This window comes from Brevibacterium daeguense (genome assembly GCF_021729135.1).
In the GTDB taxonomy this organism is placed as follows: domain Bacteria; phylum Actinomycetota; class Actinomycetes; order Actinomycetales; family Brevibacteriaceae; genus Brevibacterium; species Brevibacterium daeguense.
Window position 1 is genome coordinate 203,567 of sequence record NZ_JAJTWW010000009.1, and the last position, 20,584, is coordinate 224,150.

Here is a 20,584-nt window from a genome sequence, read left to right on the forward strand (position 1 = left end):
GGGGAGGACACTGGGGGCATGAGATTCGCAGCGTTCCTCCGCGGCATCAACGTCGGCGGTCGGCACAAGCTCCCGATGGCCGAGGTCCGCGACGTGCTCTCGGCTCTCGGCGCCCGGGATGTCGCGACCTACATCCAGTCGGGAAACATCGTGTTCTCCGACGAGGACGGCGGCCCGCGTTCAGCAGGGCGCCCGCCCGCAGCCGGACGTCCAGTCGCAACGGGGCATCCGCCCGCTGAGGGTTCGGCGGAGGACTGGGCGGATGCGATCGCCCTTGCGCTGGAAGCACATGCGGGTTTCGCTGTGCCCGCACGGGTGCTGGCGGGGGCAGACCTCGTCGCAGCCCGTGACGCCTGCCCCTACGCACCGGAGGATCCGCGCTTCTGCCACCTGGTGTTCCTGCCGGAGGCGCCGTCGCAGGAGGTCGTCGTCGAGCTGCGCGGCCTGGCTGACGGAACTGACACCGAGCTCACCGTGGAGGGACGGACTGCCTACCTGCTCACGCCGGGCGGACTGTCGAAGTCGAAGTCGGCCGAGCGGATCCTCGGCCGACTGGGCGGCACGGCGCGAAACCTCCGGACCGTCGACGAGGTCGCTCGGCGACTCTGAAGAGGCTGCTGACGTGGTTCGAGGACGTCAGGCGAGGAGCATTCGGATCTTCTGGACGAGCTCGGACGCCCGCTCATCGACGCTCTCGAGAATGAAGTGGTCATTGTCCTCGCCGGGGATGTTCGCGGCTTCCAGGACCTTCCCAACGGGAGAGTCCTTCGTGTAGAGGCGGACCAGGCCTTCCTGATTCGTCGGCATGAGATCCGGGGTGTGCGGTATCGCCCCCATGCCATTGGCTGCCAGCGAATCGCAGATGGCCTCGTTGATGCCACGCGTGAGGCGGCCGGCCCCCTGAGCTTCCCGAAGAACCCACGCCTCGACTGTGAGAACGCCTCCGCTCTCCTGGACCTGCTGTCTCAGTTCCTCGTACGTTGCCACGGTCTCACTTCATCTCCATCATAAAAAGTTGTAGGTCAAATCTATCATAGTTCTCAAGAAAATTCTTTCATGATAGATATCCCGAACTTCAGCGGACGATTTACCCTTCGAGCCCTGCTGGCGTGGGCGAGAACTCGACTCCTGCCAAGTGATCTTCCCTCCTGGTGCCCGAGCTGAGGCCGCGGCTCGATCGAAGTTGCGGGGGCAGACGCGGCATCCAGCGGAAACCCGCACGCCATTCTCTCGCGGCAGTCGCCAGATGCCTGCGAGCGCTGCTGAGCCTGTGGCCTGCTCGTTGATCTGACTGATCCCGCCTCGCGGCGCACGGGAGTGGGGGCGCGAGGGTGAAGGGGCGCACTTCTTGGGGGATTCGAGTGGCGGGCGCGGGTGTGGGCCAGATCATAAAATCTAACTGTAAGTCGTGGTCAGTGACTACTTCAATGCCAATGACTACAGTCATGTAAGTTACAAGAAAAAATAAATCGCAGGATTTTGATTTGCAATTTGTTTGGAACCTGTGTCATGATTTTCATGTCACCCCGGCTGAGCCGGAACAGAGACCGGCCCTGCCGGTCACCTCATGAAGGATGAATCACCATGACACGTGCAGCTGTCTACTTCGCCACTCTCTTCACCGCCATCGGCAACCGCTTCGAGACCCGCTCCAAGGATCGCGGCGCCACCGCTGTCGAATACGGCCTCATGGTGGGCCTGATCGCCATGGCGATCATCGCCACCCTTGTCCTGCTCGGACCGGAGCTGAACGACATGTTCAAGACTGTCCTCGAGAAGCTCCAGGCCGTCGGCACCACCGCCCCCTGATCCCTCGATCCACTTCTAGATCACCTCGTGTGATCCCGGGCCCGGTGCGGTGCTGCTCCCTGGGGCGCCCGCCGGGCCCGTTTCCACACACCGCCACCGAAGTCGCCCGCCGCGAAAGGATCTGAGCGTGAGCAGCCGTCACAACGACCGCGGAGCCGCCGCAGTGGAGTTCGCCCTGGTGCTGCCGCTGCTGATCCTGCTGGTATTCGGCATCGCGGAATTCGGTCGGGCCTATCACATCCAGACCACCCTCTCCAACGCAGCGCGCGACGGAGTCCGCGTCATGGCGCTGCAGAACGATCCCGCCGCCGCCACGACCACCGCCCAGCAGTCGGCGAGCCCCCTGGGCCTGACCGCATCCCAGATCAGCGTCAACCCGACGTCCTGCGCGGCCACCGCGACCACGCCCGCCGGCACGGCAACCGTGACGATCACCTATCGGATGGACTTCCTCACCGGACTCTTCGGTGCCGAACTCGACCTCACCGGAAAGGGGACCATGCGATGCAACGGCTGAGGGACGACCGCGGTGCAGTCAATGTCATGGTGGCCCTGCTCATGATCCCGCTGATCGGCTTCGTCGCGCTCGCCATCGACGTGGCGGCGATGCACTGGGAGAAGCAGCAGCTTCAGGTCGGCGCCGACGCCGCAGCGCTGGCAGTCGCCCAGGACTGTGCGCGGCACGCCTGCGGCACGCCCGCAGTCACGGCGCAGGACTTCGCGGTCGCCAACCACAGCACCGGCGATGTCACGGCAGTCGTCGATCCCGTCCCGACCCCTGCATCCGGGGAAGTGCGCGTGGCGACGACCGGCGTCAGCGAGCACTTCTTCGCACCGGTCCTCGGCTTCGACGAGACCACGCTGACGACGCGGGCGACGGTCGGGTGGGGGGCGCCCAGTGGCGGCACCGCCGTGCTGCCCGTCGCGTTCTCCTGGTGCGAGTTCCAGCAGCAGACCGGCGGCGGGCTGCCGACGGGCACCACCGAACGCACCATCTTCTTCACCAAGTCCTCCGGCACCACCGGCTGCACCGGCCCGTCATCGAACGTCGTCCCGGGCGGTTTCGGCTGGCTGACCGTCAACGCCGAATCCTGCCGGACCACAAGCGCGATCGACGAGATCCTCTGGTCAGACACGGGTGAGAACGTGCCCTCCAGTTGCACCACCGCGGACTTCACCGAGGTGCAGAACACCACGGTGCTGCTGCCCATCTATGACGAGGCCGGCGGCACCGGTTCGAGCTCCTGGTATCGCCTGTACGGCTACGCGGCCTTCCACATCACCGGTTATCACTTCGTCGGCCAGTACTCGTGGAGTGCCGCAGGTACCTGCAAGGGCAACGTCCGTTGCATCCAGGGGTATTTCACGCAGTTCGTCGACATGTCCGACGCCTTCGACTACAGTCCCGGCGCCCCCGAGATGGGAGCCTCCGTCGTCCGTATGCTGCCAGATTCCTGAGTGAGAGAGTTCCATGAACGTCAGTCGTCGCATCCTTGCCGCAGTCGCGGCCGTCCTGCTTGCCGGAGTCGGCGCACTCCTGGTGTTCGCCTACGTCGCAGGTGCCGAGCAGCGCGCCCTGGCCCGGCTCGACCCCGTCGAGGTGTACGTCATCAGTGAGCCCGTCCCCACCGGCACGCCGGCCGAGGCGCTCGGGGAGACGGTGACGGTGAAATCGCTGCCCGCCGAGGCGGTGGTCCCCGGAGCGGTCACCGATCTCGACGAGCTCAGCGGGCTGGTCACGGTGACGGATCTGCAGCCCGGGGAGCAGCTGCTCGCCGCCCGCTTCGCCGTCCCCTCCGACGCCACCGTGGTGGTCCCGGAGGGCATGCACGAGGTGTCGTTCCTGCTCGACTCGCAGCGCGTCCTCGGCGGCAACCTCACACCTGGCGCCACCGTCGGAGTATTCGTGTCCGGGGGTGACGACCCCGCAACCCGGCTCGAGATCGCTCACGTGCTCATCACCCGCGTGCAGGGCGGTCTGGCACCGCCCGCGGAGCCGAAGGACGGCGAAACCGATGAACCCGCCCCGGCCCCCATGCCGGAGGGCGGGGTCATGGTCACCATGGCACTCCACCCGAAGGATGTCGAAGCAGTCGTGTTCGCGGCCGAGTACGAGTCGATCTGGCTGTCCCTGGAGCGCTCGGCGAACGCACTGCCTCCGAGCGAGAACGTGGAATCAGAATGAGCAGCATTGCCCTTGTCACCCCATCATCGGAACTCCTGGACCGCCTTCAGCGCACCGTCGACACTCCTCTGCTGGTTCAGCTCACCGAAGCACTGCCGGCGCACCCCGCCGAGCTGTTCGATCGGCTGGCCGGGCAGATTCCCGAGGTGCTCATCCTCGACGCGGCACCGCCTCGGGCTCAGGAGGCCCTCGCGCTGGCCGCGCAGTTCGACGAGCAGTTCCCGAACGTCACCGTGGTCCTCGTCAGCGACGAGGCCGTGGCTATCGGCCTGGCCGCGATCCGCGCGGGGGTCCGCGACATCCTGCACCCGCAGGCGGGTGAAGCCGAGATCCGCTGGGTCCTCGACCGCGCATGCAAGACCTCTCAGATGCGTCCGGCCGGCTTCGACCCGCTCCACCAGTCGGTCGGCGACCCTCAGCAGGGTCGCGTCATCACCGTGGCCTCGCCCAAGGGCGGTGTCGGCAAGACCGCCATCGCGACCAATCTGGGAGTCGGGCTGGCCCGGCACGAGCCGGGCTCGACCGTGCTGGTCGACCTGGACGTGCAGTTCGGGGACGTGGACTCGGCACTGGATCTCACTGCGGAGTACACGCTGGAGGACGCGGTCAACAGCCCGGCCGCCCAGGACCCCATGGTGCTCAAGACGTTTCTGACCCGGCATCGCAGCGGTCTCTACGTGCTCCCCGCCCCGGTGATGCCGGCGGCTGCCGACGGGATCACCCCCGAACAAATCGTGAGTCTGCTGGCCATGCTGGCCGGGGAATTCCGGAACGTTGTCATCGACACCGCTGCCGGCATCTCCGATCCGACCCTGGCCGCCTTCGACATCTCCACCGATCTCGTCCTGGTGACCAGCATGGATGTGCCCGCGGTCAGGGCGATGCGCAAAGAGCTCGCCACCCTGGCGGCGCTGGGCCTGTCCGACACGACACGACACCTGGTGGTGAATCTGGCCGAGCCGGGCGGTGGGCTCACCGTCGCCGACGTCGAGGCCTCCCTGTCCTCCGCTGTCGCTCTCACCCTGCCCAGATCCAAGGTCGGGCTGGCCGCGACCAATCAGGGCATTCCGCTCCTGGAGAGCGGGGTGCGCGATCCGCTCACGAAGGAGCTGCGCCGCCTGCTCGCCCGGGTCGCGCCCCAGCCGGCGCACAGGTCGCCGTCCTCCGCGCCCGCCTCGCCTCCCCGCCCACGTTCGCCCCGCCTCTTCATCGGGAAAGGAAGCCGTCGATGAGTCTGTCTCGCCGCCTGCAGGCGGCCCACAATCCGAACCACACCGATCCCGCGCGCTCTGCGGCGCGTCCGTCCGTCGGTGCCGAAGGCGACCATCCGACGGATTCCTCCGGCGTCCGCGCGGCTCCGGCGAGGGGCGAACGGGAGAATCGTGCCGATGGCGACGGGTCCGCTGGTGAGCCGAGAACGGGCCGGCACAGCAGCCACGCGGGACCGGCGGGTCCCGATCCGGTGGCCGGCGCCTCGGGAACGGCGAGCCCGCAGAACAGCGGCCGACTGGTCGGGGAGGATCCGGCGGCCCGCCGGGAGACCCCGGTCTCGGAGCTGTCCGGCAGCCCCGCGCTGACGCGCCTCAAGGATCGGGCGGCCACCGCGCTGTTCGAACGGATGGGCACGCGACTCAGCGACCCGTCCCTGAGCGAGGAGCAGCTGCACTCGCTCGTGCACACCCAGCTCAACAGCATCGTCGCCGAGGAGAAGGTGCCGCTGACGGATGATCAGCGCCAGCGCCTGATCAGGGAGGTGCAGGCCGACGCGCTCGGCTACGGCCCGCTCGAACGGCTGCTGGACGACCCGACGGTCACCGAGATCATGGTCAACGGGCCGGACATGGTCTACGTCGAGCAGCACGGCAAGCTCACGCGCAGCACCGCGCGATTCACCTCCGAGGAGCATCTGCGCCGGGTAATCGACCGGATCGTGTCGCGGGTCGGCAGGCGCGTCGACGAGTCCTCGCCGCTGGTCGACGCGCGTCTTGCGGACGGATCCCGTGTGAATGCCGTCGTCCCGCCACTGGCCTTCAACGGGTCCTCCCTGACCATCCGGAAGTTCTCCAAGGACCCCTTCAAGGTGCCGGACCTGATCCGGTTCGGCACCCTCACCCCGGAGATGGCGGACCTGCTCCACGCGTGTGTCGAGGCGCGCCTGAACATCATCGTCTCCGGCGGCACCGGGTCGGGCAAGACGACGCTGCTCAACGTGCTGTCCTCGTTCATCCCCACCGACGAGCGGATCGTGACGATCGAGGACGCCGTGGAGCTGCAGCTCCAGCAGGACCACGTCGTGCGGCTGGAGTCGCGGCCCTCGAACCTGGAGGGCAAGGGCGAGATCACGATCCGCGACCTGGTCCGCAACTCCCTGCGCATGCGGCCCGACCGCATCGTCGTCGGCGAGGTCCGCGGCGGCGAGACGCTCGACATGCTCCAGGCGATGAACACCGGCCACGACGGGTCGCTGTCCACGGTGCACTCCAACTCGCCCCGCGACGCGATCGCCCGGCTCGAGACCCTGGTGCTGATGGCAGGCGTCGATCTCCCCCTGCGCGCCGTGCGCGAGCAGATCGCCTCGGCCGTGGACGTCATCATCCAGCTCACCCGGCTGCGCGACGGCACCCGCCGGGTGACGGCCGTGACTGAGGTGCAGGGAATGGAGGGCCAGACGGTGACGCTGCAGGACGCCTTCCTGTTCGACTACTCCGCAGGTGTCGACCCCAGCGGTCGGTTCCGCGGGAAGCCGGTGTCCACCGGCATCCGACCGCGCTTCACGGACCGCTTCGAGGAGCTCGGCATCAACCTGCCGGCCGGCGTGTTCGAACCCCCGACGACGGCGGGAGCACGGCGGTGACCTCCCTGCTGCTCAGCCCGGCCGGCGTCGGCGTCCTCGCTCTCGCGGCGGCGCTGCTCATCACTGTCTACCTCATCGTGTCCCCGGGCCCGGCCCGGGTGCCGCGCGAACGGCGCAGGCCCGCCGACGCCGCCGACACCGGCATCCTGACGCGCGTCGCGAACCTGGCGACCAGCGCAATCGAGCGGGTCCTGCGCAGCCGCGGGGGCCCCGGCGCCGACGTGCTCGAGGAAGCCGGGGTCAAGATGCGCCTGCAGGACTTCGCCTTCCTCGTCATCGTCTCCAGCCTGGCTGCCGGGGCCGTCGGCATGGTGCTGTCGGGGCTGCTCCTCGGGGTGGTGCTGGCCGTGCTCGCACCCGTGGGCGCCAGGATCGCCCTGCAGGTGCTGGCCAAGCGCCGGCGCAGGGCCTTCGCCGAGCAGCTCGACGACTCGCTGCAGCTGATGGCGAGCAGCCTCAGGGCGGGTCACAGCATGCTCCAGGCGCTCGCCTCGGTCGCCCGGGAGGCGGAGCAGCCGACCTCGGAGGAATTCACCCGCATCATCAACGAGACCCGGATCGGCAGGGAGATGGGGGAGGCGCTCGAGGAGACGGCCGAGCGGATGGGCAGCCAGGACTTCGTGTGGGTGACCCAGGCCATCGCGATCAACCGGGAGGTCGGCGGCAACCTCGCAGAGGTGCTCGACGGCGTCGGTCATACCATCCGCGAGCGCAATCAGATCCGGCGGCAGGTGGCGGCGCTGGCGTCCGAGGGCAAGATGTCGGCGTACGTGCTCATGGCGCTGCCCTTCGGGATCATCGGCTTCCTCGCCATCACAAGCCGTGAGTACATCATGGCGTTCACCACGGGCCTGCTGGGGTACAGCCTGATCGGGATCTCCGTCGTGCTGCTGATCGTCGGTGGCCTGTGGCTGCGCAAGGTCGTCAACTTCAAGTTCTGATTTCCGTTCCCCCGTCCTGCACTCGCCCCGACCGGTTCGGGGCTCGCACTCCGGAAGGAGACCTCGTGTCACCCCTGCTTCTGCTCGGCGTCCTCGCCGTGAGCGCCTCCTGCGCGCTGGCCGGACTGGCCGTGATCAGCGGCTTCGACGGCGTCCACCGCCGCAGCGTCGCCAACCTCCGCCGCGGGGAGACCCGCGGCGCGGCCTCCTCGCCGGCCGAGAAATCGGCTCTGAGCACCGCGCGGCAGTGGTTCTTCGCAGTGGCCTTCCGGCTGACCCCGAGGAGCATGGTGCGCCGACTGGAGGGACTGCTGACCCGCGCCGGGCGGCCGCCGAAATGGCCGCTCCAGCGGCTCGTCGCGGCGAAGCCGACTCTCGCGGTGATCGCCGGCGGCCTGAGCCTGCTGATCCTGCTCCAGTCGCCGGGTGCCCGGTCGCTGCTGCTCGGACTGGCGGTCGCCACGGTGGCCTACTTCCTCCCCGAGCTGCTGCTGTACAGCCGTGGCAAGGAGCGCAGGCAGCAGATCGGCCTCGACCTGGCGGACACGCTGGACCAGATGACCATTGCCGTCGAGGCGGGTCTCGGCTTCGACGGGGCGATGTCACGGGCCGGGAAGAACGGCACCGGGCCGCTGGCCGAGGAGCTGGTCCGCACGCTGCAGGACATCAAGGTGGGCCGATCCCGCCGGCAGGCCTACGAGGAGCTGGCCGTCCGCACTGACGTCCCCGACCTGCGCCGCTTCATCCGCGCCATCGTGCAGGCCGACATGTACGGCATCGCCGTGGCCGACGTGCTGCGCACCCAGGCAGCGGAGATGCGCATGAAGCGCAGGCAGCGCGCCGAGGAGAAGGCCATGCAGATCCCGGTCAAGGTCATCTTCCCGCTGATGCTGTGCATCCTGCCCGTCCTCTTCATCGTGATCCTGGGTCCGACGGTGATCAACGCCATGGGTGCCTTCGGCTGATATGGGGTATGCCATGGGGGACCCGGCGATCATCCTGACAGCGGGAGCAGCGGGAGCAGCGGGAGCAGCGGGAGCAGCGGGAGCAGCGGGAGCAGCGGGAGCGCTCGCGCTAGCCGTCACTCCGCTGATCCGCCGCTTCGTCCCCGCCGACTCCTCGCGGCTGCTGCGCTGGGGGCATGTGCCCCTCGCCGTTCTGCTCGGCGCCGGGGCCGCAGCGCTGGCCGATTCCTGGGCCGAGGCGCTCGCCTTCTCCGTGCTCGCGGTCGCCTGTGCCGCCCTGGTCGTCATCGACGTGGCCGTCCACCGGCTCCCGGACCTCATCGTCGGTCCCGCGTACCTCGTCTTCTTCGCGGCCCTGGCCGTGGCGGCGTGGACCGGCGGGGCTAGCGGGAGCACCGCCGGGCGGCTCGACGGCGCCGGCGAGTGGGGCGATCTCGGGCGGGCGGTCGTGGCCGCCGTCGCGATGACGGCCGTCTACTTCGTCCTCGCGCTGATCTCGCCGGCCGGGCTCGGGCTGGGCGACGTCAAGTTCTCCGGCCTGCTCGGCGCCTTCCTCGGCTGGCACGGCTGGCCCCAGGTGTACCTGGGCACGCTGAGCGCCTTCGTCATCAACGCGCTGGTCGCTCTCGTGGTGCTGCTGGCGACGCGCAGCCGGCGGTCGGAGGGTCTGCAGGCGGGCGCCGAGGCGCGCACCAGGGAAGTGCCGTTCGGGCCGTCCATGGTCATGGGCTCGGTCGTGGGTGTTCTCAGTGGAATGTGAGCGAGCGACCTGAACCGGAGGGCAGCGGGCGCGCGGGCCGCCGGCGGCGGCGCGTCGGCCCCCGGCGGCGGCGCGTCGGCCCCCGGCGGCGCAGCCTCGGCCGTGGTGGCGCAGCCTCAGCTGCGGTGGCCCAGCCCCTCGCGCGGTTCGATCCACAGCCCTTCGGCACGCACCCGCACCTCGCCGTGGCACAGGATCTCGCCCTCCATGAACCGCTTGCGGCCGTCGTGCCGGGCAGTCCGCCCGACGACGACGAGCGGCTCGCCGACGGGCGTGGCCGCATCGTAGGAGACGTTGAGGTAGCGGGTGTAGGAGCGCGGACGGCCGCCCGCATTCGCCGCATTGCCGAGCACGTGATCCAGCATGGTGGCGACGATCCCACCGTGGACGCGGCCAGGAGGACCCTGGTACTGCAGCGGCAGCGTCAGCTCGCAGCGCGACTCATCGCCGTCCCACTCGATGAGCATCGGCGGGGCGATCGGGTTGCGGGCCGAGGACGCCGGCGTGATGTCGTCGGGGATGTGCCCGGCCGACCGGTGGGGGTCCGCCACGGTCACCTGCTGGGGGCGGGCGGCCGCCTCGGCGAGCTTGTCCGCGATGAAGGCGACGTGCTCGGCCAGGCGAGCCTCGTCCGTCTCCGCCACGAGGGTGTGGATGAGCTCGCGGGTCAGGCGCGCGGTGTATTCGGTGAAGGGTGGCGTCGGCATCATTCTCGTTTCAGTCAATCGGGCCGGTCGTGGGGGACCGGCGGCGGAGGGTGCGTCCCGAGTGAACCGCGGGGTTCATGCCGCCTCCGGGAGCGTCAGGGCTTGTGTGCAGGGGGAGTGCGAACTAGTCTACTGAACAAGTGTTCGGTAAGCCCGATTATAGTGCCGAGACGACCTTTCCTCACGAACAGTCACAAGGATGTGATGTGCATGTACCCAGGCAAATGGGCTGCGGCCCAGCCCGACAAGCCGGCCGTGATCATGGCCGACACCGGCCAGACGCTGAGCTATGCCCAGCTCGAGGAGCGCTCGCTGCGGCTGGCCAACCACTTCCGCAGCCTGGGCCTGAAGCCGGGCGACCATGTGGCGATGATCGCGGAGAACCGGATGGAGATCATCGAGGCCTACTGGGCCGCGCTGCGGTCCGGCACCTTCATCACGATCGTCAACCGGCACCTGACCGTGCCGGAGAGCTCCTACATCATCCACGACTGCGACGCCGCGGTGGTGCTGATCTCTGCAGTCCTCGACACCGCGGAAGCCCTCAACGAGGACTGCCGGGACATCCCGCACCGGATCTCCGTCGGCGGCACCCTGCCGGGAGCCGAGGAGTACGAGGCGGTGCTGGCCGCCTCGAGCGCGGTCAAGCCCGACTACGAACCCCGCGGCGACGACATGCTCTACTCCTCCGGCACCACCGGCAAGCCCAAGGGCATCCTGCCGGCGCTCAAGGACCAGCCGCTCGAGGACGAGAACATCCCGCTGATCCAGCTGTTCACCGCGCTGTACGGCTTCGACGACAGCTCCGTCTACCTGTCGCCGGCTCCGCTCTACCACGCCGCCCCGATCCGCTTCGTCATGACCACCCACGCCCGTGGCGGCACTGCGGTGATCATGCCGAAGTTCGACCCGGAGGAGGCGCTGCGGCTGATCGAGAAGCACGGCGTGACGCACTCGCAGTGGGTGCCCACGATGTTCATCCGGATGCTCAAGCTGCCCGCGGAGGTGCAGGCGAAGTACGACGTGTCGAGCATGAGGGCCGCCATCCACGCCGCCGCCCCGTGCCCGATCGAGGTCAAGCGGGGCATGATCGAGTGGTGGGGCCCGGTGATCCACGAGTACTACGCGGCCACCGAGGCCAACGGCATCACCGTGATCAACAGCGAGGAAGCGCTCGCCAAGCCCGGCTCGGTGGGCCGGGACGGACTCATGGGGATCGCTCACATCTGCGGCCCCGACGGTGAGGAGCTGCCGACCGGTGAGATCGGCACGATCTACTTCGAGCTGGAGGAGGGCCGCGAGCCCTTCGTCTACTACAAGGACGACGCGAAGACCACAGGCACCCGCCACCCGCAGCACGAGCGCTGGACGACCACCGGCGACCTCGGCTATCTGGACGAGGACCGCTACCTGTTCATGTCCGAGCGCAAGAGCTTCCTCATCATCACCGGCGGGGTCAACATCTACCCGCAGGAGATCGAGAACGAGCTCGCTCTGCACCCCGACGTGAAGGACGTCGCCGTGATCGGGGAACCCGACGAGGAGCTCGGCGAGATCGTCGTGGCCTACCTGCAGGTCGAGGATCACGTCCGGCCCAGCCCGGAGTTCGCTGAAGAGGTGCGGCAGTGGCTGTCCGACAAGCTCGCCCGCTTCAAGATCCCGCGGGAGTTCCGCTTCATCGACGAGATGCCCAGGACTCCCACCGGCAAGCTCGTCAAGCGCAAGCTCACCGAGGTCCCGCAGGCCACCGCCTGAGGCGGCACGAGCAGCCACCACCGCACCACTGATCCCCCGAACGCCCTACGCCACCTCTGCCAAGGAGAATCGAAACAGTATGAAAGCCATTCACGTCACCACCCTCGACGGTCCCGAGGCGGTCGAGCACGTCGACATCGAGCGTCCGAGCCCCGGCCCCGGCCAGATCCTCATCGAGGTCGCCGTTGCCGGCGTCACCTTCCCCGAGCTCCTGCAGACCCGAGGCATGTACCAGATCAAGCACGAGCTGCCCTTCGTTCTCGGCTCAGAGGCCGCCGGAGTGGTCGTCGAGGCCGGCGAGGGCTCGAAGTTCTCGGTCGGGGACCGCGTTGCCGCGATCACCGGCCGTGACACCTTCGCTGAGTATTTCGTCGCCGACGACACCAACGCGGTGAAGATCCCGGACTCGCTGAGCATGCTTCATGCCGCTGCAATGCCCATGAACCTCTTCACCGCCGACTTCTCCCTGCGGATCCGCGGTGACCTCCAGCCGGGCCAGACGCTCCTCGTCCACGGGGCAGCCGGCGGATTGGGTTCGGCAGGCGTGCAGCTGGGGCTGGCGATGGGCGCCGAGGTGATCGCCGTGGTGTCCACGGATGACAAGGCCGACATGGTCAGGTCCCTGGGTGCGACCCACGTCGTCAAGGCGGACGGCTTCAAGGACGCCGTGCTCGAGATCTACCCCGAGGGCGTGGACTACGTCTTCGACCCAGTGGGCGGCGACCGCTTCACCGACTCGATCCGCACGCTCAAGCGCTTCGGGCACCTCCAGGTGCTCGGGTTCACCGCCGGTGAGATCCCCACCATCAAGGTCAACCGCCTGCTGCTCAAGAACGTCTCCGTGGACGGTGTGGCCTGGGGTGAAGCCCGCCGCGATGAGACAGTGCGGATCGACGAGCAGTGGAATGCCATCCTCCCCTTCGTGGAGGCCGGCAAGCTGAACCCGCACATTCATGCCACCTTCCCCCTGGAGAAGGCTGCCGAGGCGATCTCGGTGCTCGACCAGCGTGCCGTGCTCGGCAAGGTCATGCTCGAGGTCAAGCCCGAATCCTGATCTCCTGATCCACCCGGCCGCTCCGGCCGATTCCCTTTGAGCGGCACCGCCACATCTCCGGCGCTGCCGCGCCCTTCGAAAGGAACATCATGTCCGAACAGCAGACCGTGACCGACCAGCACCTCAAGGTGTCGGTGGACAACGGCGTCATGACCATCCAGTTCAACCGCCCGCAGGCGCTCAACGCCGTCACCCGCGAGGTCATCCTCGCCCTCGACGAGGCGATCGAGCGCGCCGCGACGGAGGCGCGGGCCGTCGTCATCACCGGTGACGAGCGCTCGTTCTGCTCGGGTGCCGACCTGGCCGGTGCCGCCAACAGCAGCGGGGGAGGAGGAGGCGTCGGCCTCGACGTCGTCAACGCTCTCATCCGCAAGATCCGCGACCTGCAGGTCCCGACCGTCGCCGCCGTGTCCGGCCCCGCCGCCGGCGTGGGCTGCTCGCTCGCGCTGATCTGCGACTACGTGGTCATGAGCGAGAACTCCTACCTCATGCTCGCCTTCACCAGGATCGGCCTGATGCCCGACGGCGGTGCCACGGCGCTCGTCGCCGCCTCGGCCGGACGCCACCGTGCGCTCCGGATGGCGCTGACCGCGGAGAAGGTCAAGGCTCCCACCGCTCTCGAATGGGGTCTGGCCTCGGAGGTCGCCTCCGCCGACACCTACCTGCAGCGCGCGCAGGAGATCGCGACGACCTTCGCGCAGGGGCCGACCCTGTCGCTGGGCATCACGGAGGCCGCGATCAACCAGGCCGCGCTGTCCGAGCTCGACGCCGCGCTCGACCGCGAGCTCGAGGGACAGGCCACGCTCAGCGCCACCGCCGATTTCAAGGAGGGCGTCCAGGCGTTCCTCCAGAAGCGCACCGCGAAGTTCGAGGGGAAGTGACAGCCATGGCTGATTTCAACGATCTCACCGGCCAGGTCGCCGTCGTCACCGGCGGCAACAACGGCATCGGGCTGGGAATGGCGCGCGGGCTGGCACAGTCGGGCGCCTCGGTGGCCATCTGGGGACGCAATGCCGAGCGCAACGCGCAGGCCGAGGCGGAGCTCTCCGAGTTCTCGAAGGCCAAGGCCTTCGCATGCGACGTGGCCGACCGCGACCAGGTCGCCGAGGCGATGGCCGGCACCATCGAGGAGTTCGGCAGGGTCGACAGCCTGATCGCGAATGCGGGGATCGGCGGCAAGAAGGGGCCGTTCCACGAGATGGAGATCCAGGAGTTTCACGGCATCGCCTCGGTCAACGTCGATGGCGTGGTGCTGAGCTTCCAGGCGGCCATCAAGGAGTTCCTCAAGCAGGAGTCCGGCGGCTCGCTGGTCGCGGTGTCGTCCCTGGCCGGCATCGAAGGTGCGGGCACCAACATCCACTACGGCGCCACCAAGGGCGCAGTGCTGGCGATCATGCGGGGAGTGGCCGCCGAGTACGGCCGCTACAACATCCGCGCCAACGCGATCCTGCCCGGCTGGATCGACACCGACATGACCGAGGGCGCAGTCGGCAGCGAGGTCTTCTGGGAGAAGGTCATCAAGCGCGTGCCGATCCGCCGCTGGGGCAAGCCCGAGGACTTCGCGGCGGCAGCGGTGTACCTCGCGGGCCCCGGCAGCAAGTACACCAGCGGTCAGCAGTTCGTCATCGACGGCGGCTACTCGATCTTCTGAGGCTCCACCCATCCCTCTCAACGAAAGGACGAGGATGTCTGTAAGCGAAAGGACGACGATGTCCGAACTCGAGCACATCACCTACGAGGTGGCCGACCGGATCGCCACCGTCACCATCGATTCCCCGCAGACCAAGAACGCGTTCACCGCGCTCATGGGCAAGGAGCTCATCGACGCGTTCCGCCGCGCCGACGAGGACGACGACGTCAAGGTCATCGTGTTCACCGGCAAGGGACGCTTCTTCTGCCCCGGCGCGGACCTGTCCTCCGGTGCGAACACCTTCGACTACGACGCCCGCGACTCGGCAGCCGTCGATGTCGCCGGTGACGGGGGAGAGACCATCGAGGGTGTCCGCCGTGACGGCGGTGGCCGGGTCTCCCTGGCCATCGCCGCGCTGCGCAAGCCCATCATCGTGGCCTTCAACGGCGCGGGTGTGGGCGTGGGCTCGACGATGACTCTGCCCTGCGACATCCGGATCGCCAGCGAGGACGCGAAGTTCGGCTTCGTGTTCGCCAAGCGCGGCATCATGCCCGAGGCCGCCTCCACCTGGTTCCTGCCCCGCGTGGTGGGCATCAACAAGGCGCTCGAATGGGTCTACACCGGGCGTGTGTTCGGCGCCCAGGAGGCGCTCGAGGCCGGCCTGGTCTCCCGCGTCGTCCCCGGCGACCAGCTGATGGACACCACCTACGAGCTCGCCCGCGAACTCGTCGAGGGTTCCTCGGCGCTGACGATGGCCGCCGGCCGGAAGATGCTGTGGGGCATGCTCGGCGCCGACAACCCGTGGGAGGCCCACCGCCTGGACTCGAAGGGCATCTACGAGCTCGGCAAGATGGCCGATGCGAAGGAGGGCGTCACCTCCTTCCTGGAGAAGCGCGATCCGGAGTTCCCGGCCCGCATCCCGGCCGACTACCCGGAGTGGCTGCCAGACTTCCCCGGACCCCAGCCGGTCGAGTGATCCCGCTCGAACAGTGAGCGAGGCTGTGGGCCCGCCGTCGGCATGTGCCGGTGGCGGGCCCGGCCTCTTTCTGGCCCACCCTCTTGGCGGGCCCGCAGCAACGCCTCAGGAGAAGCATGACCTCACCCAGCAGCTCCACCGCACCGGAGTCTCAAGCAGATCCAGCACATTCACCGGACTCAGCGCTTTCCCGCTGACTCCGCTGGTCGACGACCAGGTGGACGAGGGCGCGTTCGCAGGACTGGTCGGCCGCCTGGCGCGTGCCGGGGTCGACTCCATCACCGTCCTCGGATCGACCGGCTCCTATGCCTACCTGACCGGGCGGGAGCGCGCGAGAGTCGCCCGCCTGGCAGTCGAGCACGCAGGTGCGACACCGGTCATCGTCGGCGTCGGAGCGCTGCGCACCTCCCATGTCCTGGCCTGTGTCGAGGACGCCGAGGCGGCAGGCGCCGCCGGGCTCCTGCTGGCTCCCATGAGCTATCAGCCGCTCACCGACGACGAGGTGTTCGAGCTGTTCCGCACCGTCACCGAGCATTTCTCGCTTCCGGTGGTCGTCTACGACAACCCGGGCACCACCCACTTCACATTCAGCCTCGATCTCTACGCGCGGATCGCAGCTCTGCCCGGCATCGCCTCCATCAAGATCCCCGGAGTCCCGACGGATCCCGTTGCCGCCCGCGCTCACGTCGCAGCCATCCGCGCCGCTGTCCCGGAGACCGTCACGATCGGCGTCTCCGGGGATGCCCTCGGTGCGGCCGGGCTGCTGGCCGGCTGCGACGTCTGGTACTCCGTCATCGCCGGCACCCTGCCCGCGCCCCCGCTGCGCATCACCCGTGCCGCCCAGCGGGGAGACGCCGCCGAGGCGCTCGCCGAGTCCCGGCGCCTGGCACCTCTGTGGGACCTGTTCGCTGAGTTCGGCGGCAGCCTGCGGGTGACGGCGGCGATCGCGGAAGAAGTGGGGCTGGTGCGCGCACCGAGTCTGCCCCTGCCGATCCTCGGACTCGACCGCGAGCAGCGGGCGCGCGTCGTCGAGGTGATCGAGAAGCTGCGACTGCCGGACGGGTGAGGTGACGCCGGCAGGCCGGGTGGGAGACCGGCGCTGGCCGTGTGTGAGACCCGGCGCGGGCCGTTCGTGAGCCGCTGAACGACCGTCCGATTTACGCGCTAGGATCGACCCACGGACCGGTTTCATCCGCAGCCAGCACAGGCCGGCGACAGCATGCACCGACGCGAAAGGGAGCGAAGATGCTCAAAGGAATTTCGTCCACGATGGGTGATGACTACCCGCTCAACATCTCGAGCCTGCTCAGGCACGCGGCTCTGAACTTCCCGCACACCGAGATCGTGCACCGGCGCATCGACGGCAGCTGGGGCCGCACCGACTATGCCGGGCTGATGCAGCGGGTGAACCGCCTGGCCTATGCGCTGGACTCCCTGGAGATCGGCGCCGGCACGATGGTCGGCGTGCTCGACTGGAATCAGCTGCGCCACCTGGAGCTCTACAACGCCGTGCCGGGAGTCGGTGCGACGATGCTGCAGCTCAACCTCCGCCTGGCGCCCGCGGACCTCATGTATGTCGTGGAGCATTCGAACGCGGAGTGGGTCTTCGTCGACGAGTCGCTGCTGCCGGTCGCGGAAGGGCTGGCCGACAAAGTCGATGTCAAGGGCTGGATCGTGATGACGGACAAGCCGTCCTCGGAGATCTCCACGACCCTGCCGAACGTCCACTTCTACGAGGATCTGCTGACCGATCAGCCGGAGCATCCGGAGGAGTACAACTGGCAGTTCATCGACGAGGACACCGCCTGCTACGCCGGGTACACGACCGGCACCACCGGGCGGCCGAAGGGCGTGCTCTACTCGCATCGCTCGATGTACCTGCACACTCTGGGCCTGATCTCGGCGCTCAAGATCGACTACCTCGACTGCGTGATGCCCGTGACCCCGATGTTCCATGCGGTCTCCTGGGGCTTCCCGCAGGCCGCGGTCGGCGCGGGGACGAAGATCGTGCTCCCCGGCCGGTTCACCGCCGACAACATCGGCTTCGTCGCCGAGGCGATGGTGGACGAGGGTGTGACCGTTGCCAATGGTGCCCCGTCGCTGTTCGCGCCGATCCTGGAGTCCATCCGGAAGATGCCCGAGGCGCCGGACCTGTCGAGCACCCGCCTGGTGTCCGGTTCGACGGAGCCGCCGCTGTCGCTGATGAAGGGCTTCGCGGAGCTGACCGGCGCCAATGTCATCCACGGCTACGGCGCCTCGGAGACCAGCCCGCTGGTGACGTACAACTGGCGGCTCAAGCCGGAACTGGCCGACCTGCCGGTCGAGGACAAGTGGGACCTCAAGCGGTACCAGGGCGTGCCAATCCTGGGCACCGAGGTCAGGATCGTCGACCCGGAGGGCAACGAGATGCCGCGGGACGGGAAGTCGATGGGCGAGGTGGTCATCCGCGGTCCGTGGATCGCGACCAGCTACCACAAGCTCGACGACAGCGCCGAGCGGTTCATCGAGGGCTGGTGGCGCTCCGGTGACGTCGGTGTGATCACGCCGGAGGGCTATCTCAAGCTCACCGATCGGCTCAAGGACGTCATCAAGTCCGGCGGCGAGTGGATCTCCTCGATCGACATGGAGAACGCGATCATGGACCACCCGAAGGTGCTCGAGGCGGCCGTCATCGGCGTCCCGGACGAGAAGTACCAGGAGCGCCCGGTGGCGTACGTGGTCGGCCGGGACGGTGCCGAGGTGTCCAAGGACGAGGTCTACGAGGTGCTGACCGGCAGGTTCGCCAAGTGGCAGCTGCCCGACGACGTCGTCGTCACCGACCAGCTGCCGCGCACCTCGGTGGGCAAGCTCGACAAGAAGCTGCTCCGCAGCCAGTGGTCCGAGGCCTGAGCAGGGACGCGCAGAGGTGAGCAATGGTGCAGGGGCTCTCATCGCGAGGGCCCCTGCACACCGCCCAGGGCCTCGCCGGGGACATCCTCCCGCTCCACGGCGTAGCATTGTGGCCATCATCACCGTCTCTGGAGGGAACCGACATGTCAGATCCTCACGCGTACCTGGTCGCCGAAGCCCGGAACCAGACCGAGTTCTTCTCAGCTTCCGAAGTGCCCACAGCGGTGGTGAAGGCCACCGACTACCCGGTGAGCGATCTCCCCGCGCTGTTCGACAGTGCATTCTCCGCGCTGTTCCCGGCACTCGGCGAGCGGGGCGTGCAGCCGGTCGGCCCGGCTTTCGCGCTCTACCAGCGGATGCCCGACGACACGGTCGACCTCGAGGTCGGCGTACCGGTTGAGCAGCCGCTCGCCGAGACCATCGAGCTCGAAGAAGGTCGGAGCGTCGAACCTTCCGCGATCCCCGGCGGCAGGCTTGCGGCGGTCAGCCACCACGGCTCCTACGACGCCCTCAGCGAGGCCTGGACCGACTTCATGACTGACGTTTCGACCTCGGGCAGCAAGCCCCAGCTGCCATTCTGGGAGGTCTACGTCACCGAGCCCAAGCCCGACATGGATCCTGCAGATCTGCGCACGGACCTGTACGTCATCGTCGACAGCGCGACGAACAGCGACACCGACGCGGGCTGAGAGCCAGCTCAGGCGCGCGGGCCCTCTTCCTCCGAAGTGCTGATCTCGTCCTCGGCCAGGGGCCCATCGTCGTCGGGATGGGTGAGCAGATACGTTCCGTTCTTGAGGAAGCCGCTGATCTCCCAGCCGTCGTCCAGCAGTCCGGTCAGGCCGTCGCGCAGGGCGAATCGCCAGCGGCTCGCCAGCTCCGGGTTGTCGCCGCGCAGCGATTCCATGTCCACCGGAATGCGAATCGATGCGATCTCCGTCGAGCGGGGGATCTCCCGCTTGAGCAGCGGTTCCCCGGTGTCGTCGACGTCGAGCAGGCAGTTGGCGCGCTCGAGGTCTGCTTCTCCAACCGTCGGGCGTCGTTCGGCGATGTCGAGCCGCCAGGAGACGAGCAGTCGGTCGGATGCCTGCCCCTCGTTGACGCCGTCGCGCATCTGACCGTAGAAATCCTCGAAGTACTCGAGCGCATTGACGCCGAGTCGACTGAAGTTGAAGTTCGCGTTGCGCGCGATGAGCGGGTCGAACGTCCACGTCATCTGCCGGATTCCGCGGTTGAGGCACCACAGCCGCTGGTGCAGCTTCATCGCGGCTCCGGTGCCGCGCCCGACATGCTCGTGGCGGACGCCCGCAATATGGGAGTGCATCATCTTGCCGAGCGGCTCGCCGAAGAAACCGACAGTCACGCCGATCATGGTGTCGTCCTCCGAGTCGAAGGCCGCCGCGACGTAGTTGCCGGAGTGCGCAAGCGCGACGAGCAGCCCTGGTTCAAGCTGAGTGGTGCCGGCCCGGCCGACGTTCCACACCTCGTCGAGGAGGAGGGACGCTTCAGCCGTCTCCTCCGCGCTGTGCAGGAGGCGCATCGTGACCCCGGCGCTCTCCTGGGCGTCAGCCAACTGCTCCTCGGCAATCGTGATGATCTTCGAATCGACTGAGCTCATGAGGCCATTGTGCCACCAACGGCGAGGAGCAGATATAGCGTGCGAATGCGGGGGAGCGAGGCTGGCGCAGGAAGCTGTTCAGATGGCTATCGCTCCTGGTCACGCCGCGATACTGACCCGTGTCCGTCCGTCTTGCTGATATAGAACACATGATCGAATCTCTGCAGTTGAGCAGTCACGACGACGTGGCTGTCGTGCGTGATGCGCTGGCTGGGATGGAGCCCGCTGGAACTGAGGAGGAGGCGCTGGATCGGATCCGCGTCCTCGAAGAGCTCAAGGCCGCCTGCGCTGCTGCCCAGGCGTGGGAGACCGCGGCGTTCGATCATCACCGGCGGCGGAACGAGGCTGATCGTGGTGTTGCGGAGTCGAGGCGGGGGAAGGGTGTGGCCGCTGAGGTGGCGCTGGCGCGCCGGGAATCACCGGCCCGCGGGTCCCGCCACCTCG

21 protein-coding genes and 1 pseudogene are annotated in these 20,584 nt (G+C 68.1%); 19 read left to right on the forward strand and 3 right to left on the reverse strand.

What is annotated here, in order from left to right; translation table 11 throughout:
• Window positions 1–18: 18 nt before the first annotated feature.
• Window positions 19–609: a DUF1697 domain-containing protein gene (locus LXN01_RS09830; protein ID WP_236864575.1), complete on the forward strand. Its 591-nt coding sequence runs from the start codon at window positions 19–21 to the stop codon at window positions 607–609.
• Window positions 610–636: 27 nt separating this feature from the next.
• Here LXN01_RS09830 and LXN01_RS09835 read toward each other — a convergent pair whose 3' ends face one another.
• Window positions 637–987, reverse strand: a complete 351-nt coding sequence (locus tag LXN01_RS09835) for a hypothetical protein (RefSeq protein WP_236864577.1) — start codon at window positions 985–987, stop codon at window positions 637–639.
• 597 nt (window positions 988–1,584) lie between these two features.
• On the opposite strand from LXN01_RS09835, the gene LXN01_RS09840 reads away from it, so the two are divergent.
• From LXN01_RS09840 to LXN01_RS09880, 9 genes are all read left to right on the forward strand, one after another.
• Window positions 1,585–1,809: a Flp family type IVb pilin gene (locus LXN01_RS09840; protein ID WP_236864579.1), complete on the forward strand. Its 225-nt coding sequence runs from the start codon at window positions 1,585–1,587 to the stop codon at window positions 1,807–1,809.
• A 127-nt stretch (window positions 1,810–1,936) separates the two neighbouring features.
• Window positions 1,937–2,326: a TadE/TadG family type IV pilus assembly protein gene (locus LXN01_RS09845; RefSeq protein WP_236864580.1), complete on the forward strand. Its 390-nt coding sequence runs from the start codon at window positions 1,937–1,939 to the stop codon at window positions 2,324–2,326.
• Window positions 2,314–3,267, forward strand: a complete 954-nt coding sequence (locus tag LXN01_RS09850) for a pilus assembly protein TadG-related protein (protein WP_236864581.1) — start codon at window positions 2,314–2,316, stop codon at window positions 3,265–3,267. Before LXN01_RS09845 ends, LXN01_RS09850 begins: the two co-directional genes overlap by 13 nt.
• A 13-nt stretch (window positions 3,268–3,280) precedes the next feature.
• Complete coding sequence (gene cpaB, locus LXN01_RS09855) at window positions 3,281–3,994, forward strand: Flp pilus assembly protein CpaB (protein WP_236864582.1); 714 nt, start codon at window positions 3,281–3,283, stop codon at window positions 3,992–3,994.
• On the forward strand, window positions 3,991–5,226 hold the full coding sequence (locus tag LXN01_RS09860) for a CpaE/TadZ family protein (protein ID WP_236864583.1): 1,236 nt from the start codon (window positions 3,991–3,993) through the stop codon (window positions 5,224–5,226). The genes cpaB and LXN01_RS09860 overlap by 4 nt, the downstream gene beginning before the upstream one ends.
• On the forward strand, window positions 5,223–6,848 hold the full coding sequence (locus tag LXN01_RS09865) for an ATPase, T2SS/T4P/T4SS family (protein WP_236864584.1): 1,626 nt from the start codon (window positions 5,223–5,225) through the stop codon (window positions 6,846–6,848). The genes LXN01_RS09860 and LXN01_RS09865 overlap by 4 nt, the downstream gene beginning before the upstream one ends.
• On the forward strand, window positions 6,845–7,789 hold the full coding sequence (locus tag LXN01_RS09870) for a type II secretion system F family protein (RefSeq protein ID WP_236864585.1): 945 nt from the start codon (window positions 6,845–6,847) through the stop codon (window positions 7,787–7,789). Before LXN01_RS09865 ends, LXN01_RS09870 begins: the two co-directional genes overlap by 4 nt.
• 65 nt (window positions 7,790–7,854) lie before the next feature.
• The gene (locus tag LXN01_RS09875) at window positions 7,855–8,754 is read left to right on the forward strand and encodes a type II secretion system F family protein (protein ID WP_236864586.1); all 900 of its coding nucleotides are present in this window, start codon (window positions 7,855–7,857) and stop codon (window positions 8,752–8,754) included.
• Window position 8,755: 1 nt separating this feature from the next.
• The gene (locus LXN01_RS09880; RefSeq protein WP_236864587.1) at window positions 8,756–9,514 is read left to right on the forward strand and encodes a prepilin peptidase; all 759 of its coding nucleotides are present in this window, start codon (window positions 8,756–8,758) and stop codon (window positions 9,512–9,514) included.
• A gap of 116 nt (window positions 9,515–9,630) precedes the next feature.
• Here the strand turns inward: LXN01_RS09880 and LXN01_RS09885 are convergent, their stop codons facing one another.
• Complete coding sequence (locus LXN01_RS09885; RefSeq protein ID WP_236864590.1) at window positions 9,631–10,224, reverse strand: PaaI family thioesterase; 594 nt, start codon at window positions 10,222–10,224, stop codon at window positions 9,631–9,633.
• Between the two features lie 207 nt (window positions 10,225–10,431).
• On the opposite strand from LXN01_RS09885, the gene LXN01_RS09890 reads away from it, so the two are divergent.
• The 8 genes from LXN01_RS09890 to LXN01_RS09925 all read left to right on the forward strand — a co-directional run bounded on the left by LXN01_RS09890 (window position 10,432) and on the right by LXN01_RS09925 (window position 19,214).
• Complete coding sequence (locus LXN01_RS09890) at window positions 10,432–11,976, forward strand: acyl-CoA synthetase (RefSeq protein ID WP_236864592.1); 1,545 nt, start codon at window positions 10,432–10,434, stop codon at window positions 11,974–11,976.
• Between the two features lie 79 nt (window positions 11,977–12,055).
• The gene (locus LXN01_RS09895) at window positions 12,056–13,030 is read left to right on the forward strand and encodes an NADPH:quinone oxidoreductase family protein (protein WP_236864594.1); all 975 of its coding nucleotides are present in this window, start codon (window positions 12,056–12,058) and stop codon (window positions 13,028–13,030) included.
• Between the two features lie 89 nt (window positions 13,031–13,119).
• Entirely contained in the window at window positions 13,120–13,911 is a 792-nt protein-coding gene (locus tag LXN01_RS09900; protein ID WP_236864596.1) for an enoyl-CoA hydratase, read from the forward strand.
• A gap of 5 nt (window positions 13,912–13,916) precedes the next feature.
• Window positions 13,917–14,681, forward strand: coding sequence for an SDR family NAD(P)-dependent oxidoreductase (locus tag LXN01_RS09905; protein ID WP_236864598.1), 765 nt, complete (start codon window positions 13,917–13,919; stop codon window positions 14,679–14,681).
• A 58-nt stretch (window positions 14,682–14,739) separates the two neighbouring features.
• Window positions 14,740–15,636, forward strand: coding sequence for an enoyl-CoA hydratase-related protein (locus tag LXN01_RS09910; protein WP_236864600.1), 897 nt, complete (start codon window positions 14,740–14,742; stop codon window positions 15,634–15,636).
• A 13-nt stretch (window positions 15,637–15,649) separates the two neighbouring features.
• Window positions 15,650–16,702 (forward strand): dihydrodipicolinate synthase family protein, encoded by a 1,053-nt coding sequence (locus LXN01_RS09915; protein WP_336885261.1) that lies wholly within the window; start codon window positions 15,650–15,652, stop codon window positions 16,700–16,702.
• Window positions 16,703–16,905: 203 nt separating this feature from the next.
• Window positions 16,906–18,525 (forward strand): long-chain-fatty-acid--CoA ligase, encoded by a 1,620-nt coding sequence (locus LXN01_RS09920; protein WP_236864602.1) that lies wholly within the window; start codon window positions 16,906–16,908, stop codon window positions 18,523–18,525.
• Window positions 18,526–18,668: 143 nt separating this feature from the next.
• Window positions 18,669–19,214, forward strand: a complete 546-nt coding sequence (locus LXN01_RS09925) for a GyrI-like domain-containing protein (RefSeq protein ID WP_236864603.1) — start codon at window positions 18,669–18,671, stop codon at window positions 19,212–19,214.
• An 8-nt stretch (window positions 19,215–19,222) separates the two neighbouring features.
• Here LXN01_RS09925 and LXN01_RS09930 read toward each other — a convergent pair whose 3' ends face one another.
• Complete coding sequence (locus tag LXN01_RS09930) at window positions 19,223–20,140, reverse strand: hypothetical protein (RefSeq protein WP_236864605.1); 918 nt, start codon at window positions 20,138–20,140, stop codon at window positions 19,223–19,225.
• A 149-nt stretch (window positions 20,141–20,289) separates the two neighbouring features.
• Between LXN01_RS09930 and LXN01_RS09935 the strand changes: the two are divergent.
• A pseudogene (locus LXN01_RS09935) lies at window positions 20,290–20,584 on the forward strand (hypothetical protein); the annotation flags it as partial.

Excerpts from the sequence above, each read along its gene's own strand:
- LXN01_RS09830 (WP_236864575.1), top strand. The coding sequence starts at position 19 with ATGAGATTCGCAGCGTTCCTCCGCGGCATCAACGTCGGCGGTCGGCAC.
- LXN01_RS09840 (WP_236864579.1), top strand. The coding sequence starts at position 1,585 with ATGACACGTGCAGCTGTCTACTTCGCCACTCTCTTCACCGCCATCGGC.
- LXN01_RS09850 (WP_236864581.1), top strand. The coding sequence starts at position 2,314 with ATGCAACGGCTGAGGGACGACCGCGGTGCAGTCAATGTCATGGTGGCC.
- cpaB (WP_236864582.1), top strand. The coding sequence starts at position 3,281 with ATGAACGTCAGTCGTCGCATCCTTGCCGCAGTCGCGGCCGTCCTGCTT.
- LXN01_RS09860 (WP_236864583.1), top strand. The coding sequence starts at position 3,991 with ATGAGCAGCATTGCCCTTGTCACCCCATCATCGGAACTCCTGGACCGC.
- LXN01_RS09865 (WP_236864584.1), top strand. The coding sequence starts at position 5,223 with ATGAGTCTGTCTCGCCGCCTGCAGGCGGCCCACAATCCGAACCACACC.
- LXN01_RS09880 (WP_236864587.1), top strand. The coding sequence starts at position 8,756 with ATGGGGTATGCCATGGGGGACCCGGCGATCATCCTGACAGCGGGAGCA.
- LXN01_RS09885 (WP_236864590.1), bottom strand. The coding sequence starts at position 10,224 with ATGATGCCGACGCCACCCTTCACCGAATACACCGCGCGCCTGACCCGC.
- LXN01_RS09890 (WP_236864592.1), top strand. The coding sequence starts at position 10,432 with ATGTACCCAGGCAAATGGGCTGCGGCCCAGCCCGACAAGCCGGCCGTG.
- LXN01_RS09895 (WP_236864594.1), top strand. The coding sequence starts at position 12,056 with ATGAAAGCCATTCACGTCACCACCCTCGACGGTCCCGAGGCGGTCGAG.
- LXN01_RS09900 (WP_236864596.1), top strand. The coding sequence starts at position 13,120 with ATGTCCGAACAGCAGACCGTGACCGACCAGCACCTCAAGGTGTCGGTG.
- LXN01_RS09905 (WP_236864598.1), top strand. The coding sequence starts at position 13,917 with ATGGCTGATTTCAACGATCTCACCGGCCAGGTCGCCGTCGTCACCGGC.
- LXN01_RS09910 (WP_236864600.1), top strand. The coding sequence starts at position 14,740 with ATGTCCGAACTCGAGCACATCACCTACGAGGTGGCCGACCGGATCGCC.
- LXN01_RS09920 (WP_236864602.1), top strand. The coding sequence starts at position 16,906 with ATGGGTGATGACTACCCGCTCAACATCTCGAGCCTGCTCAGGCACGCG.
- LXN01_RS09925 (WP_236864603.1), top strand. The coding sequence starts at position 18,669 with ATGTCAGATCCTCACGCGTACCTGGTCGCCGAAGCCCGGAACCAGACC.
- LXN01_RS09930 (WP_236864605.1), bottom strand. The coding sequence starts at position 20,140 with ATGAGCTCAGTCGATTCGAAGATCATCACGATTGCCGAGGAGCAGTTG.